The organism is Herbidospora daliensis (genome assembly GCF_001570585.1).
GTDB lineage: Bacteria > Actinomycetota > Actinomycetes > Streptosporangiales > Streptosporangiaceae > Herbidospora > Herbidospora daliensis.
In genome coordinates, this window is the sequence record NZ_BBXF01000002.1 from 1639272 (window position 1) to 1651282 (window position 12011).

Here is a 12011-nt window from a genome sequence, read left to right on the forward strand (position 1 = left end):
CCATGCTGATCCCGCGCAGGGTCAAGCACCGCAAGCAGCACCGGCCTGACCGCAGCGGTGCCGCCAAGGGCGGAACCCGGGTCGTGTTCGGCGAGTTCGGCATTCAGGCGCTTGAGCACTCCTACGTGACCAACCGCCAGATCGAGTCGGCTCGTATCGCCATGACCCGGCACATCAAGCGTGGCGGCAAGGTGTGGATCAACATCTACCCCGACCGTCCCCTCACCAAGAAGCCCGCGGAAACGCGAATGGGTTCCGGTAAGGGTTCGCCCGAGTGGTGGATCGCCAACGTCAAGCCCGGTCGCGTCATGTTCGAGCTGTCGGGTGTCGCCGAGCCCATCGCCCGTGAGGCGCTGCGCCGTGCGATGCACAAGCTCCCCATGAAGTGCCGGTTCGTCAAGCGTGAAGTGGGTGAGGCGTGATGGCTAAGGGCCTGACCGCCGGTGAGCTGCGCGTGGAGGACGGGGAGGTGCTCGTCCAGAAGCTCAAGGAGGCCAAGGAGGAGCTGTTCAACCTCCGCTTCCAGGCTGCGACCGGTCAGTTGGAGAGCCACGGGCGGCTGCGCGCCGTCCGCCGTGAGATCGCCCGTATCTACACCGTGATGCGCGAGCGCGAGCTTGGAATCGTCACGGTCGAGAAGGAGTCGAGCGATGGCTGAAACAACTGAGAACGTCGAGACCACCGAGAAGACCGCGCGGAACTACCGCAAGACCCGTGAGGGTCTGGTCGTCAGCGACAAGATGGACAAGACCGTCGTCGTCGCCGTCGAGGACCGCGTGAAGCACCCGCTGTACGGCAAGGTCATCCGCCGTACGACCAAGTACAAGGCCCACGACGAGGAGAACACCGCCGGCGTCGGCGACCGTGTCCTCCTCATGGAGACCCGGCCGCTGTCGGCGACGAAGCGCTGGCGCGTGGTCGAGATCCTCGAGCGGGCCAAGTAACATAACGCGATCGCGCCTCGTGGGGGCCGTGCTTCGGCCCGGCCCCCATGACGGTGTCCAAGGAGCCTCCCGTACGGGTGGTTCGCCCGCGGCGGCGGCTGTTCCCAGCTGGCGTCGAGGGACAAGACATGTAGGTTCGGCCAGGCTCGGGGCCCGCCCCGAGAACCGGCACGACACATCAGGAGTTCAGCTGTGATTCAGCAGGAGTCGCGACTCAAGGTCGCCGACAACACGGGTGCCAAGGAGATCCTCTGCATCCGCGTTCTCGGTGGCTCTGGGCGTCGCTACGCCGGGATCGGCGACATCATCGTCGCCACCGTCAAGGACGCGATCCCCGGCGGCGGTGTGAAGAAGGGTGACGTCGTCAAGGCCGTCATCGTCCGCACCGTCAAGGAGCGCCGCCGTCAGGACGGGTCGTACATCAAGTTCGACGAGAACGCCGCGGTCATCATCAAGGACAGTGGCGACCCCCGGGGCACGCGTATTTTCGGGCCGGTCGGCCGCGAGCTGCGTGACAAGAAGTTCATGCGCATCATCTCGCTGGCGCCGGAGGTGCTCTAAATGGGGAAGCTGCACGTGAAGAAGGGTGACCTGGTTCAGGTCATCGCGGGCAAGGACAAGGGCGCCAAGGGCCGGGTCATCGCCGCGCTGCCGACCGAGGATCGTGTGATCGTCGCCGGCGTGAACATGATCAAGAAGCACTCGAAGGAGACCAACCAGGGTCCCCGCGGCGCCAAGGAAGGCGGCGTCACCACCCTGGAGGCCCCCATCCACGTGAGCAACGTCAAGAAGCTCAAGGATGACGAGAAGCCGAAGGACGAGGACGCCAAGTGACTGCCCAGACCGCTGAGCGGGTGACCCCCCGTCTCAAGCAGAAGTACCGCGAGGAGATCGCGGCCCAGCTGCGCGAGCAGTTCGGCATCGAGAACGTCATGCTGACCCCCGGTCTCACCAAGATCAAGGTGAACATGGGCGTCGGCGAGGCCGCTCGCGACTCCAAGCTGATCGAGGGCGCCGTGCGCGACCTCACCGCCATCACCGGCCAGAAGCCGGCCGTCGTCCGCGCCCGCAAGTCCATCGCGCAGTTCAAGCTGCGTGAGGGCATGCCGATCGGCGCGCACGTCACGCTGCGCGGCGACCGCATGTGGGAGTTCCTCGACCGCCTGCTGTCGCTGGCCCTGCCGCGTATCCGCGACTTCCGCGGTCTGTCGCCCAAGCAGTTCGACGGGCACGGGAACTACACCTTCGGTCTCACCGAGCAGGTCATGTTCCACGAGATCGACCAGGACAAGGTCGACCGGCAGCGCGGTATGGACATCACGGTCGTCACGACCGCCCGCACAGACGACGAGGGCCGCGCGCTGCTGAAGCTGCTCGGGTTCCCGTTCAAGGAGGCCTGATCCACATGGCGAAGACGTCACTGAAGGTCAAGGCGGCCCGCAAGCAGAAGTTCGAGGTCCGGGCGTACACTCGTTGTTCGCGCTGCGGCCGTCCGCGCGCCGTCTACCGCAAGTTCGGCCTGTGCCGCGTGTGCTTCCGCGAGATGGCGCACCGGGGCGAGCTGCCCGGCATCACCAAGTCCAGCTGGTAATTCCAGAGCATCACTACGCCGTAGGTCCCCTTCATTCTTGGGAAACCGCGGCGAGGAGGGCCATCGATCATGACGATGACCGACCCGATCGCAGACATGCTGACGCGTCTGCGTAACGCGAACTCGGCGTATCACGACACCGTGACCATGCCGTACTCGAAGATCAAGGCGCACATCGCCGAGATCCTCCAGCAGGAGGGTTACATCCAGTCCTGGAGCGTCGAAGACGCCAAGGTTGGCAAGAACCTCGTGGTGGAGCTGAAGTTCGGCCCGAGCCGTGAGCGTTCGCTCGCCGGCATCCGCCGGGTTTCGAAGCCCGGTCTGCGGGTTTACGCCAAGAAGGACAACCTGCCCCGAGTCCTGGGCGGGCTGGGCGTCGCGATCATCTCGACGTCCGGCGGCCTGATGACCGACAAGCAGGCCGGCAAGCGCGGAGTGGGCGGGGAAGTCCTCGCCTACGTCTGGTAAGAGGGGAGGAACCACAGCATGTCGCGAATCGGACGGCTGCCCATCCCTGTACCGAGCGGTGTCGACATCACGATCGACGGCCGGAGTGTCCAGGTCAAGGGCCCGAAGGGCACGCTTTCTCACATCGTCGCCGAGCCCATTGAGGTTTCGCGCGGTGACGACGGCAATCTCGCCGTCACCCGTCCCAACGACGAGAACAAGGTCCGTGCGCTGCACGGCCTGTCCCGCACCCTGATCGCCAACATGGTGACCGGTGTGACCGCGGGTTACTCGAAGACGTTGGAGATCGTCGGCGTCGGCTACCGCGTTCAGGCCAAGGGCCCGACGCAGCTCGAGTTCTCGCTCGGGTTCAGCCACCCGGTGATCGTCGACGCGCCGGAGGGCATCTCCTTCCGCGTCGAGAAGCCGACCCTGTTCCACGTGGACGGGATCGACAAGCAGAAGGTCGGCGAGGTCTCGGCCAACATCCGCAAGCTGCGCAAGCCCGACCCGTACAAGGGCAAGGGCGTGCGCTACCAGGGCGAAGTCGTCCGCAAGAAGGTCGGAAAGGCTGGTAAGTAGTAATGGCTGCGAAGTACGGCAAGCACAGCGCCGCTCGCGCCATTTCGCGAGCCCGCCGCCACCGCCGCGTGCGGAAGAACGTCGTGGGCACGGTCGAGCGTCCGCGCCTGGTCGTGAACCGGTCCGCGCGTCACCTGTTCGTGCAGATCGTCGACGACGGCAAGGGTCACACGATCGTCAGCGCGTCCACCATGGACTCGTCGCTGCGTTCGCTCGAGGCCGACAAGACCGAGAAGGCGAAGAAGGTCGGCGAGCTTCTCGCTCAGCGGGCCAAGGACGCCGGGATCACTTCGGTCGTCTTCGACCGTGGTGGCAACCGCTACGCGGGTCGCATCGCGGCCCTGGCGGACAGCGCCCGTGAAGGCGGGTTGAGCTTCTGATGACCCGTCCTATGAGCAATGAGAAGAGGAACCACTGATGGCTGGAGCTCCGCGTCGGGGTGCCGGCGGCGGTGGCGAGCGGCGGGAACGTCGTGACGATCGCCGCGGTGGCGCCCAGGAGAAGGGCGTCTCGTACATCGAGCGCGTCGTGAAGATCAACCGCGTGGCCAAGGTCGTCAAGGGTGGTCGGCGCTTCAGCTTCACCGCGCTGGTCATCGTCGGCGACGGCAACGGCCTCGTCGGGGTCGGCTACGGCAAGGCCAAGGAAGTGCCCGCGGCGATCGCCAAGGGCGTCGAAGAGGCCAAGAAGCACTTCTTCAAGGTGCCGCGCATCCAGGGCACCATCCCGCACACCGTGCAGGGCGAGGACGCCGCCGGCGTCGTCCTCCTGCGTCCGGCCTCGCCCGGTACCGGTGTCATCGCGGGTGGCCCGGTGCGCGCGGTCCTGGAGTGCGCCGGGATCCACGACGTGCTGTCCAAGTCGCTCGGCTCGGACAACCCGATCAACATCGTGCACGCCACCGTGGCGGCTCTGAAGGGCCTCTCGCGCCCCGAGGAGATCGCCGCCCGTCGTGGTCTGCCGATCGAGGACGTCGCCCCCAAGGCGATGCTCAAGGCGCGCGCCGAGGGTCTCGCCGAGGCTGCGGCCGCTGCGAAGGCGGGGAGCTGAACATGGCCCGCCTGAAGATCACGCAGACCCGGTCCAAGATCGGCGGCAAGCAGAACCAGCGTGACTCGCTGCGTTCGCTTGGCCTGAAGCGAATCGGCGACGTCGTCGTGAAGGAGGACCGTCCCGAGATCCGCGGGATGGTCGCCGTCGTGACGCACCTCGTCGAGGTTGAAGAGGTCGACTAGTCATGACTGAGAACGCACCGCTGAAGATTCATGACCTGCGTCCCGCCCCGGGTGCCAACAAGGCCAAGGTCCGCAAGGGCCGTGGCGAGGGCTCCAAGGGCAAGACGTCCGGTCGTGGTACGAAGGGTTCCCACTCGCGTACCACCGTGCCTCTCGGCTTCGAAGGTGGCCAGGTTCCGCTCCAGCGGCGGCTGCCGAAGCTGAAGGGCTTCTCCAACTCCCTGTTCAAGACGACCTACCAGGTCGTCAACCTTGACAAGCTGGGCGAGGTCTTCTCCTCCGGTGGCGACGTGACCGTCGCCGACCTGGTGGCGAACGGTCTGGTCCGGAAGAACGAACTGGTCAAGGTTCTCGGAACCGGCGAGATCTCCGTGGCGTTGAACGTGCAGGCGCACGCCTTCTCCGCCAGCGCCAAGGAGAAGATCGCCGCGGCCGGCGGCTCCACCACGGAGCTGTAGGCCGCACGCATCACGAGGCGCGGGGGCTCGCTATGAGCCTCCGCGCCCGTAGTGCGTTAGAGTTCGCTGGACAGTCAGCCGAGTCTCGCTGTCAAAGCGCTCGTTTTCCATTTGCAAGACCCGTTGTTTTGGTAAGACCCGCAAGAAGACCTGCCGATGGACGACCCCCGCACCATCGCTCACCGTTACCGCGTCTCTGGCGCGCAGGAGGGACCGTGCTAACCGCTCTTACCCGGGCATTCCGGACGCCGGACCTGCGCAAGAAGCTGCTTTTCACCCTGGGTATCATTGTGATCTTCCGCCTGGGCTCGGTGCTGCCGACGCCAGGTGTGAACACCGAGAACGCCCGTAAGGCTCTGGAAGCAGCTCAATCTAGCGAACTCAGCAGCATCTACGGGATGGTCCAGCTCTTCAGTGGCGGCGCGTTGCTGAAGCTTTCAGTGTTCGCGCTGGGCATCATGCCCTACATCACGGCCAGCATCATCCTGCAGCTGCTGACTGTCGTGATCCCCCGCCTCGAAGCCCTCAAGAAGGAGGGCCAGGCGGGCACTGCGAAGATCACACAGTACACCCGGTATCTCACCATCGGCCTGGCGGTTCTCCAGTCGACGGCGTTCGTCGCGCTGGCCCGGTCCGGACAGTTGTTCGGCACCTCCGCCAACGATCTCCCGATCCTGCTCAACGACGACATCTTCACCGTCGTCGTGATGGTCATCACGATGACCGCGGGTACGGCCGTCATCATGTGGCTCGGTGAGCTCATCACCGACCGCGGCGTCGGCAACGGCATGTCGATCCTGATCTTCACTCAGATCATCGCGGTCTTCCCGTCGGAACTGATGAACATCTTCCGGCAGAAGGGCGCCTTCACCTTCACGATCGTCATGATCGTCGGCATCTTCATGATCGCCGCGGTCGTCTTCGTGGAGCAGGCTCAGCGCCGCATCCCGGTGCAGTACGCCAAGCGCATGGTCGGCCGCCGGATGTACGGCGGCACCTCGACCTACATCCCGCTGAAGGTCAACCAGGCCGGCATCATCCCGGTCATCTTCGCCTCCTCGCTGCTCTACCTGCCGCAGCTGCTGGTGACGCTGTTCGCCAACAGCCAGGAGAGCAACGCCGTGGTCGAGTGGATCGCGCAGAACTTCGGTTCCGGCGACACCCCGATCTACATGGCGACGTTCTTCCTCCTGATCGTGTTCTTCACCTACTTCTACGTGTCCATCACCTTCAACCCCGTTGAAGTCGCCGACAACATGAAGAAGTACGGTGGGTTCATCCCGGGCATCCGTCCGGGCCGGCCGACCGCCGAGTACCTGAACTACGTGCTCACCCGGTTGACCGCGCCGGGGTCGCTGTATCTGGGCCTGATCTCCATGGTCCCGATCTTCGCCCTCACGCTGGCCGGCGCGACCCAGAACTTCCCGTTCGGAGGAACGAGCATTCTGATCATGGTGGGTGTCGGTCTCGACACGGTGAAGCAGATCGAGAGCCAGCTGCAGCAGCGCAACTACGAGGGCTTCCTGAGATAGTGCGTCTCGTCCTGGTCGGGCCCCCCGGAGCGGGCAAGGGGACGCAGGCCCAGTTCATCGCATCACATCTGTCGATCCCGAAAATCTCGACAGGTGACATTTTCCGCGCCAACGTGTCGGGTGGCACGGAGCTCGGAAAGCTGGCCAAGACCTACATGGACCGCGGGGACCTGGTTCCCGACGAGGTCACGATCGCGATGGTCCGCGGTCGCCTCGCGGAAGACGACGCGCAGGATGGTTTCCTGCTCGACGGATTCCCGCGGAACGTGGCGCAGGCCGAGGTCCTCAAGAAGATGCTGGCTGACCTGGGCTCCGGGCTCGACCTGGTGCTGGAACTCGTGGTCGACGACGACGAGGTGGTCCGCCGCCTCGCCGGTCGCCGCACCTGCCGCTCGTGCGGCAAGGTCTGGCACCTCGACTTCGACCCGCCGAAGAAGGAGGGCGTCTGCGACGCCTGCGGCGGCGAGTTGTTCCAGCGTGACGACGACCGTGAGGAGACCATCAGGCACCGCCTGGAGGTCTACCAGGAGCAGACGTCGCCGCTGATCAACTTCTACGCCGACGAGGGCATCCTCCGGGGCGTCGACGCCACCGGTCCGGTCGAAGAGGTCACCGGCCGCGCGATGGGCGAACTGCGCAAGTTCACCCGCGAGCACGCCGAAGACGACGACGAGAGCTAGACCGTCAGACCCACTCGGAACGCCATCTCACGGATCACGTGGGGTGGCGTTCCGTGTATGTGGGAGACAATGTTATTGATTCGGGCATATGCCCCTGAAAGATGATCCACCCAAGGGGTGCCTACGGGATGTTTCGCAAGAACAAGCACGGGATCCAGATCAAGTCGGCCGAGCAGATCACCAAGATGCGCGCGGCCGGTCTCGTCGTGGGGCGCACGCTCGACCTGCTGAAGCGGTCGGTCGAGCCGGGCATGACGCCGCTCGACCTCGACGCCATCGCCGAGAAGGCGATCAGGGACGAGGGCGCGATCCCGTCCTTCAAGGGCTACCAGGGTTTCCCGGCGACGATCTGCGCGTCGGTCAACCAGGAGGTCGTCCACGGCATCCCCACCGACACGCGGCCGCTGCGCGAGGGCGACATCATCTCGATCGACTGCGGGGCCATCCTCGACGGCTGGCACGGCGACTCGGCCGTCACCGTCCCGGTGGGGGAGGTCGACCCGAAGCTGCTGGAGCTGATCCGGGTCACCGAGGAGTCGATGTGGGCCGGCATCCGGGCCCTGAAGGTCGGCGCCCACCTGTCGGACATCGGCCACCAGGTCGAGCGCTACGTGCGCTCCCAGGGGCGCTACGGCATCCCCCAGGAGTACGGCGGCCACGGCATCGGCACCGAGATGCACATGGACCCGTGGGTGGCCAACCACGGCAAGCCCGGCCGGGGCCCGAAGCTGGAGGCCGGCATGTGCCTCGCGATCGAGCCGATGGTGAACCTCGGCACCGACCAGACCCGCGTGCTGGCCGACGACTGGACGGTCGTCACCCAGGACGGCAAGGCGTCGGCGCATTTCGAGCACAGCGTGGCGGTCACCGCGGAAGGCCCGCTCGTTCTGACGGCCATCGACGGCGGCAAAGAACGGCTCACCGCCTCATAATTGGTAAAAAGACGCATTGGGAGGTTCGACGATGGCATTCAGTCCGGAGATGCGCGCCTCCGACGCCGACCGCGAGAAGGTCGCGGCCGCGCTTCGGGAGCACATGGTCGTCGGCCGCCTGAACGCCGATGAGTTCAACGAGCGCCTGGAGGCGGCCTACGCCGCCAAGACGTTCGGCGAGCTCCGGGTGCTCACCCGCGACCTCCCCGACATCGACCTGAAGAACCTCCCCGCCCGCCCCGAGCCGATGAAACCGCAGGCAGCCCCGGTGTCGGGGAACCTGAAGGGGGCGTGGGGAGGCTGGGCGTTCGTCTCCCTGGTCAACTGGGGCGTCTGGATCGTCATCGCGGTGACGAGCGGGGAACTGGTCTATCCGTGGCCGTTGTGGGTGATGGGCCCGTGGGGGATCGGGCTGCTCATCGCGACTCTCGCCCAAAGTCAGAACAACGGGAAAAAGCGCGAATTGGGCCCCTGAATGTGCCGTTGTGCACGCTCGGCATTGAGTGTGCATTCGTCCACAGAACTGCAGGTCGGGTCTTCCTAATGTGAGCGGTGTCCGGAGATGAGCAGCATCCCCGGAGGGTCTCACTGGAGGACAGAAAAATGCGCAAGCTCCCCCGCGTTCTCGCCGGCACCGCCCTCGCCGCCGGTCTCATGGCGGGCGCCATGGCCGCCCCCGCGACCGCCAGCGCCACCGCCTCGACCGGCTCGGCCTCGGCCGCCTCGTCCAAGCACTTCTTCGGCCCCTACTTCTCCCACTGGGGCGACAAGTTCGAGAAGAGCCACCGGTCCTACTTCAAGGGCTACTGGACCAAGAGCGGCAACCAGTACTGGTTCTACGGCGACCTGTTCGACACCGACCGCGACCGCCAGTGGTCGTACGTCTGGTACCGCTACACCGACCGCTTCGGCAAGAGCCACACGAAGTGGTTCAAGAACCGCTCCTTCGGCCACGGCGACTTCGACAAGTTCTTCGGCTTCAAGAAGGGCTTCGTCCGGGACGTGGACTTCCGGGTCTGCGAGGGCACCAGCCGGTTCGACGACTGCGGTGGCTGGAACGACGCGTTCTAAGCCGTGCGGCACCTGCAGAAACAGGGCCCGTCCTGACCAGGACGGGCCCTATTCCCATTCATGGGCACTCTTTGCCCTACGGGCTCGTTGACCGGGTTCCCGCCGGGTAGGTGATCTTTGTCGGCCGGGTGGGAGTCCCTCGGCCGCCGGGCGTCCTGGCTGAGCGGGCCGCCCGGGCGCGAAGCCACCGGGCCCACCCGATCCGGCATGTCGGCGGTGCCGGACGGGTGGGCTCGGTTTTGCGCTATCCTGGAATGCGGTTGTGTACGAGGGCCCGTTCTGTGTGATCGTTTCGCGTTCCGCACCGGGTTGCCGTACACTCCTTTGTCGGTTCACTATGACCTTTTGCGTGGCGGCCTTGCAGCCGCCGCTCTCTGAACGCCTGAAGGTCGCGGCTGATTAGTGTTCCGAAGCCTCAGACGACCGAGCATCAGTGAAACGTGAGGATCTTTTGGCCAAGAAAGACGGCGCCATCGAGATCGAGGGCACTGTGGTCGAGTCGCTCCCGAACGCCATGTTCCGGGTGCAGCTTGACAACGGCCATAAGGTCCTGGCCCACATCAGCGGCAGGATGCGCATGCACTACATCCGCATCCTCCCGGACGACCGGGTCGTCGTGGAGCTGAGCCCCTACGACCTGACCCGCGGTCGGATCGTCTACCGGTACAAGTAGGAACGATTAAGGACTATGAAGGTCAAGCCGAGCGTCAAGAAGATCTGTGACAAGTGCAAGGTGATCCGCCGGCACGGTCGAGTCATGGTGATCTGCGACAACCTGCGCCACAAGCAGCGTCAGGGCTAGTCGCCGCCGGCCCCTGCTGAGTCCGTCCACGGTGACGGACTCGACGCATGTGCGGGGCCGGGACTTGTAATCGCGCGCCACACTCGCGAAGGCGCCCCTTTCCGGGGTGAACCACGCGGGAGACCCCCGGTCGGAGGCCGGGGCCCTCACCCCGGGCATTGGGGAGGGGCGTGGGGCGCAGGACCTCCGCGAAACGAAGGAGAATGCCCGACCATGGCTCGCCTGGTTGGCGTCGACCTCCCCCGCGACAAGCGGCTGGAGATCGCTCTCACCTACATTTACGGCATCGGCCGTACCCGCGCGCTCGAGATCCTCGAGGCCACCGGCGTCTCCGGTGACCTGCGGGTGCACCAGCTCAGCGACACCGAGCTCGTGCCCATGCGTGACTACATCGAGGCCAACTTCAAGATCGAGGGTGACCTCCGCCGCGAAGTTCAGGCCGACATTCGTCGCAAGATCGAAATTGGCTGCTACCAGGGCATCCGGCACCGCAAGGGCCTGCCCGTCCACGGTCAGCGGACGCAGACGAACGCGCGTACCCGCAAGGGCAAGAAGAAGACCGTGGCCGGCAAGAAGAAGCCCGGCAAGAAGTAGTCCTTAGCTGCAGCCCATTTCAGGAGATAGCGCTTAAATGCCGCCGAAGAGCCGCCAGGGCGCACCGAAGAAGGTGCGCCGCAAGGAAAAGAAGAACGTCGCTCACGGGCACGCCCACATCAAGAGCACGTTCAACAACACGATCGTCTCGATCACCGACCCGAACGGGAACGTGATCTCCTGGGCCAGCGCCGGCCACGTCGGGTTCAAGGGCTCCCGTAAGTCCACCCCGTTCGCCGCCCAGATGGCCGCCGAGAACGCCGCTCGCCGCGCCATGGAGCACGGCATGCGCAAGGTCGACGTCTTCGTCAAGGGCCCCGGTTCCGGCCGGGAGACCGCGATCCGTTCGCTGCAGGCGACCGGGCTCGAGGTCGGGTCCATCCAGGACGTGACGCCGGTCCCGCACAACGGTTGCCGTCCGCCGAAGCGCCGCCGCGTCTGACGTCCAGGAGATAAGAGAAAATGGCTCGTTACACGGGTGCGGACTGCAAGCTCTGCCGTCGAGAGAAGACCAAGCTCTTCCTCAAGGGCAAGAAGTGCGAGTCCGCGAAGTGCCCCATCGAAATCCGTCCTTACCCCCCGGGTGAGCACGGTCGCGGTCGTCCCAAGGAGTCTGAGTACCAGCTCCAGCTTCGTGAGAAGCAGAAGACCCGCCGCATCTACGGCATCCTCGAGAAGCAGTTCAGGAACTACTACGAGGAAGCCAACCGCAAGTCCGGCAAGACCGGCGAGAACCTCCTCCAGATCCTGGAGAGCCGTCTCGACAACGTGGTCTACCGCGCCGGTTTCGCGGAGTCGCGTGACGCCGCCCGCCAGCAGGTCCGCCACGGTCACGTGATCGTGAACGGCAAGAAGGTGGACATCCCGTCCTACCGCGTCCGCGAGCACGACATCGTGGAGATCCGCGAGAAGTCGCGCAACCTCATGCCCTACGAGGTGGCCCGCGCCACCGCCGGTGACAAGACCGTCCCGGCGTGGCTGGGTGTCGCCCCCGAGGCCATGCGGGTGCTCATCCACCAGCTCCCGGTCCGCCAGCAGATCGACACGCTGGTCCAGGAGCAGCTCATCGTCGAGCTCTACTCCAAGTAAGTAGTGCTCCTTGATGCCGCATGGTCCGGTTTGACCGGATCGTGCGGCATCATG

Annotated in this window: 23 protein-coding genes; all 23 read left to right on the plus strand. The window is 65.3% G+C overall.

The window, feature by feature from the left end:
- Positions 1 to 2 precede the first annotated feature (2 nt).
- Positions 3 to 422 carry a 50S ribosomal protein L16 gene (gene rplP, locus AW274_RS14090; protein WP_062431417.1) on the plus strand — a complete coding sequence of 140 codons (420 nt, stop codon included), beginning with the start codon at positions 3 to 5 and terminating at the stop codon, positions 420 to 422.
- On the plus strand, positions 422 to 658 hold the full coding sequence (gene rpmC / locus AW274_RS14095) for a 50S ribosomal protein L29 (RefSeq protein WP_062432017.1): 237 nt from the start codon (positions 422 to 424) through the stop codon (positions 656 to 658). The genes rplP and rpmC overlap by 1 nt, the downstream gene beginning before the upstream one ends.
- Positions 651 to 944 carry a 30S ribosomal protein S17 gene (gene rpsQ / locus AW274_RS14100; RefSeq protein ID WP_030451493.1) on the plus strand — a complete coding sequence of 98 codons (294 nt, stop codon included), beginning with the start codon at positions 651 to 653 and terminating at the stop codon, positions 942 to 944. The genes rpmC and rpsQ overlap by 8 nt, the downstream gene beginning before the upstream one ends.
- A gap of 192 nt (positions 945 to 1136) precedes the next feature.
- Positions 1137 to 1505, plus strand: coding sequence for a 50S ribosomal protein L14 (gene rplN / locus AW274_RS14105; RefSeq protein ID WP_030451492.1), 369 nt, complete (start codon positions 1137 to 1139; stop codon positions 1503 to 1505).
- A 9-nt stretch (positions 1506 to 1514) separates the two neighbouring features.
- Positions 1515 to 1778: a 50S ribosomal protein L24 gene (gene rplX / locus AW274_RS14110; protein ID WP_202610623.1), complete on the plus strand. Its 264-nt coding sequence runs from the start codon at positions 1515 to 1517 to the stop codon at positions 1776 to 1778.
- Entirely contained in the window at positions 1775 to 2344 is a 570-nt protein-coding gene (rplE, locus tag AW274_RS14115; protein WP_030451490.1) for a 50S ribosomal protein L5, read from the plus strand. The genes rplX and rplE overlap by 4 nt, the downstream gene beginning before the upstream one ends.
- A 5-nt stretch (positions 2345 to 2349) precedes the next feature.
- A complete protein-coding gene (locus tag AW274_RS14120; RefSeq protein ID WP_030451489.1) occupies positions 2350 to 2535 on the plus strand; it encodes a type Z 30S ribosomal protein S14 in 186 nt (61 codons plus the stop codon).
- 69 nt (positions 2536 to 2604) lie between these two features.
- Complete coding sequence (rpsH, locus tag AW274_RS14125; protein WP_030451488.1) at positions 2605 to 3003, plus strand: 30S ribosomal protein S8; 399 nt, start codon at positions 2605 to 2607, stop codon at positions 3001 to 3003.
- An 18-nt stretch (positions 3004 to 3021) separates the two neighbouring features.
- Positions 3022 to 3564 carry a 50S ribosomal protein L6 gene (gene rplF / locus AW274_RS14130; protein ID WP_062431418.1) on the plus strand — a complete coding sequence of 181 codons (543 nt, stop codon included), beginning with the start codon at positions 3022 to 3024 and terminating at the stop codon, positions 3562 to 3564.
- Between the two features lie 2 nt (positions 3565 to 3566).
- Positions 3567 to 3944 carry a 50S ribosomal protein L18 gene (gene rplR / locus AW274_RS14135; protein ID WP_062337774.1) on the plus strand — a complete coding sequence of 126 codons (378 nt, stop codon included), beginning with the start codon at positions 3567 to 3569 and terminating at the stop codon, positions 3942 to 3944.
- Between the two features lie 37 nt (positions 3945 to 3981).
- Positions 3982 to 4614: a 30S ribosomal protein S5 gene (rpsE, locus tag AW274_RS14140; protein WP_030451485.1), complete on the plus strand. Its 633-nt coding sequence runs from the start codon at positions 3982 to 3984 to the stop codon at positions 4612 to 4614.
- Positions 4615 to 4616: 2 nt separating this feature from the next.
- Positions 4617 to 4799, plus strand: a complete 183-nt coding sequence (gene rpmD / locus AW274_RS14145; RefSeq protein ID WP_030451484.1) for a 50S ribosomal protein L30 — start codon at positions 4617 to 4619, stop codon at positions 4797 to 4799.
- A gap of 2 nt (positions 4800 to 4801) precedes the next feature.
- The gene (gene rplO / locus AW274_RS14150; protein ID WP_030451483.1) at positions 4802 to 5257 is read left to right on the plus strand and encodes a 50S ribosomal protein L15; all 456 of its coding nucleotides are present in this window, start codon (positions 4802 to 4804) and stop codon (positions 5255 to 5257) included.
- A gap of 215 nt (positions 5258 to 5472) precedes the next feature.
- Entirely contained in the window at positions 5473 to 6789 is a 1317-nt protein-coding gene (gene secY, locus AW274_RS14155) for a preprotein translocase subunit SecY (protein ID WP_062337772.1), read from the plus strand.
- Complete coding sequence (locus AW274_RS14160) at positions 6789 to 7469, plus strand: adenylate kinase (protein WP_062431419.1); 681 nt, start codon at positions 6789 to 6791, stop codon at positions 7467 to 7469. Before secY ends, AW274_RS14160 begins: the two co-directional genes overlap by 1 nt.
- Positions 7470 to 7597: 128 nt before the next feature.
- Entirely contained in the window at positions 7598 to 8401 is an 804-nt protein-coding gene (gene map, locus AW274_RS14165; protein ID WP_062431420.1) for a type I methionyl aminopeptidase, read from the plus strand.
- Between the two features lie 31 nt (positions 8402 to 8432).
- On the plus strand, positions 8433 to 8876 hold the full coding sequence (locus tag AW274_RS14170) for a DUF1707 SHOCT-like domain-containing protein (RefSeq protein WP_062431421.1): 444 nt from the start codon (positions 8433 to 8435) through the stop codon (positions 8874 to 8876).
- A gap of 128 nt (positions 8877 to 9004) precedes the next feature.
- The gene (locus tag AW274_RS14175) at positions 9005 to 9472 is read left to right on the plus strand and encodes a hypothetical protein (protein ID WP_062431422.1); all 468 of its coding nucleotides are present in this window, start codon (positions 9005 to 9007) and stop codon (positions 9470 to 9472) included.
- A gap of 451 nt (positions 9473 to 9923) precedes the next feature.
- Positions 9924 to 10145: a translation initiation factor IF-1 gene (gene infA / locus AW274_RS14180; RefSeq protein WP_030451477.1), complete on the plus strand. Its 222-nt coding sequence runs from the start codon at positions 9924 to 9926 to the stop codon at positions 10143 to 10145.
- A gap of 15 nt (positions 10146 to 10160) precedes the next feature.
- Positions 10161 to 10274 carry a 50S ribosomal protein L36 gene (gene rpmJ, locus AW274_RS14185; protein ID WP_003956441.1) on the plus strand — a complete coding sequence of 38 codons (114 nt, stop codon included), beginning with the start codon at positions 10161 to 10163 and terminating at the stop codon, positions 10272 to 10274.
- Positions 10275 to 10487: 213 nt separating this feature from the next.
- On the plus strand, positions 10488 to 10868 hold the full coding sequence (rpsM, locus tag AW274_RS14190) for a 30S ribosomal protein S13 (protein ID WP_030451476.1): 381 nt from the start codon (positions 10488 to 10490) through the stop codon (positions 10866 to 10868).
- A 37-nt stretch (positions 10869 to 10905) separates the two neighbouring features.
- Positions 10906 to 11310 carry a 30S ribosomal protein S11 gene (gene rpsK, locus AW274_RS14195; protein WP_020542285.1) on the plus strand — a complete coding sequence of 135 codons (405 nt, stop codon included), beginning with the start codon at positions 10906 to 10908 and terminating at the stop codon, positions 11308 to 11310.
- 20 nt (positions 11311 to 11330) lie between these two features.
- Positions 11331 to 11957 (plus strand): 30S ribosomal protein S4, encoded by a 627-nt coding sequence (gene rpsD / locus AW274_RS14200; protein ID WP_062431423.1) that lies wholly within the window; start codon positions 11331 to 11333, stop codon positions 11955 to 11957.
- The last annotated feature ends 54 nt before the right edge of the window (positions 11958 to 12011 follow it).

Bases quoted from the DNA above. Each gene is read 5' to 3' on its own strand.
- map (WP_062431420.1), top strand. From the start codon at position 7,598: ATGTTTCGCAAGAACAAGCACGGGATCCAGATCAAGTCGGCCGAGCAG.
- rpsQ (WP_030451493.1), top strand. From the start codon at position 651: ATGGCTGAAACAACTGAGAACGTCGAGACCACCGAGAAGACCGCGCGG.
- rpsD (WP_062431423.1), top strand. From the start codon at position 11,331: ATGGCTCGTTACACGGGTGCGGACTGCAAGCTCTGCCGTCGAGAGAAG.
- rpmC (WP_062432017.1), top strand. From the start codon at position 422: ATGGCTAAGGGCCTGACCGCCGGTGAGCTGCGCGTGGAGGACGGGGAG.
- rplP (WP_062431417.1), top strand. From the start codon at position 3: ATGCTGATCCCGCGCAGGGTCAAGCACCGCAAGCAGCACCGGCCTGAC.
- rpsM (WP_030451476.1), top strand. From the start codon at position 10,488: ATGGCTCGCCTGGTTGGCGTCGACCTCCCCCGCGACAAGCGGCTGGAG.
- AW274_RS14175 (WP_062431422.1), top strand. From the start codon at position 9,005: ATGCGCAAGCTCCCCCGCGTTCTCGCCGGCACCGCCCTCGCCGCCGGT.
- AW274_RS14170 (WP_062431421.1), top strand. From the start codon at position 8,433: ATGGCATTCAGTCCGGAGATGCGCGCCTCCGACGCCGACCGCGAGAAG.
- AW274_RS14120 (WP_030451489.1), top strand. From the start codon at position 2,350: ATGGCGAAGACGTCACTGAAGGTCAAGGCGGCCCGCAAGCAGAAGTTC.
- rpsE (WP_030451485.1), top strand. From the start codon at position 3,982: ATGGCTGGAGCTCCGCGTCGGGGTGCCGGCGGCGGTGGCGAGCGGCGG.
- rpmJ (WP_003956441.1), top strand. From the start codon at position 10,161: ATGAAGGTCAAGCCGAGCGTCAAGAAGATCTGTGACAAGTGCAAGGTG.
- rplF (WP_062431418.1), top strand. From the start codon at position 3,022: ATGTCGCGAATCGGACGGCTGCCCATCCCTGTACCGAGCGGTGTCGAC.
- rplO (WP_030451483.1), top strand. From the start codon at position 4,802: ATGACTGAGAACGCACCGCTGAAGATTCATGACCTGCGTCCCGCCCCG.
- rplR (WP_062337774.1), top strand. From the start codon at position 3,567: ATGGCTGCGAAGTACGGCAAGCACAGCGCCGCTCGCGCCATTTCGCGA.
- rpsK (WP_020542285.1), top strand. From the start codon at position 10,906: ATGCCGCCGAAGAGCCGCCAGGGCGCACCGAAGAAGGTGCGCCGCAAG.
- rpsH (WP_030451488.1), top strand. From the start codon at position 2,605: ATGACGATGACCGACCCGATCGCAGACATGCTGACGCGTCTGCGTAAC.
- rpmD (WP_030451484.1), top strand. From the start codon at position 4,617: ATGGCCCGCCTGAAGATCACGCAGACCCGGTCCAAGATCGGCGGCAAG.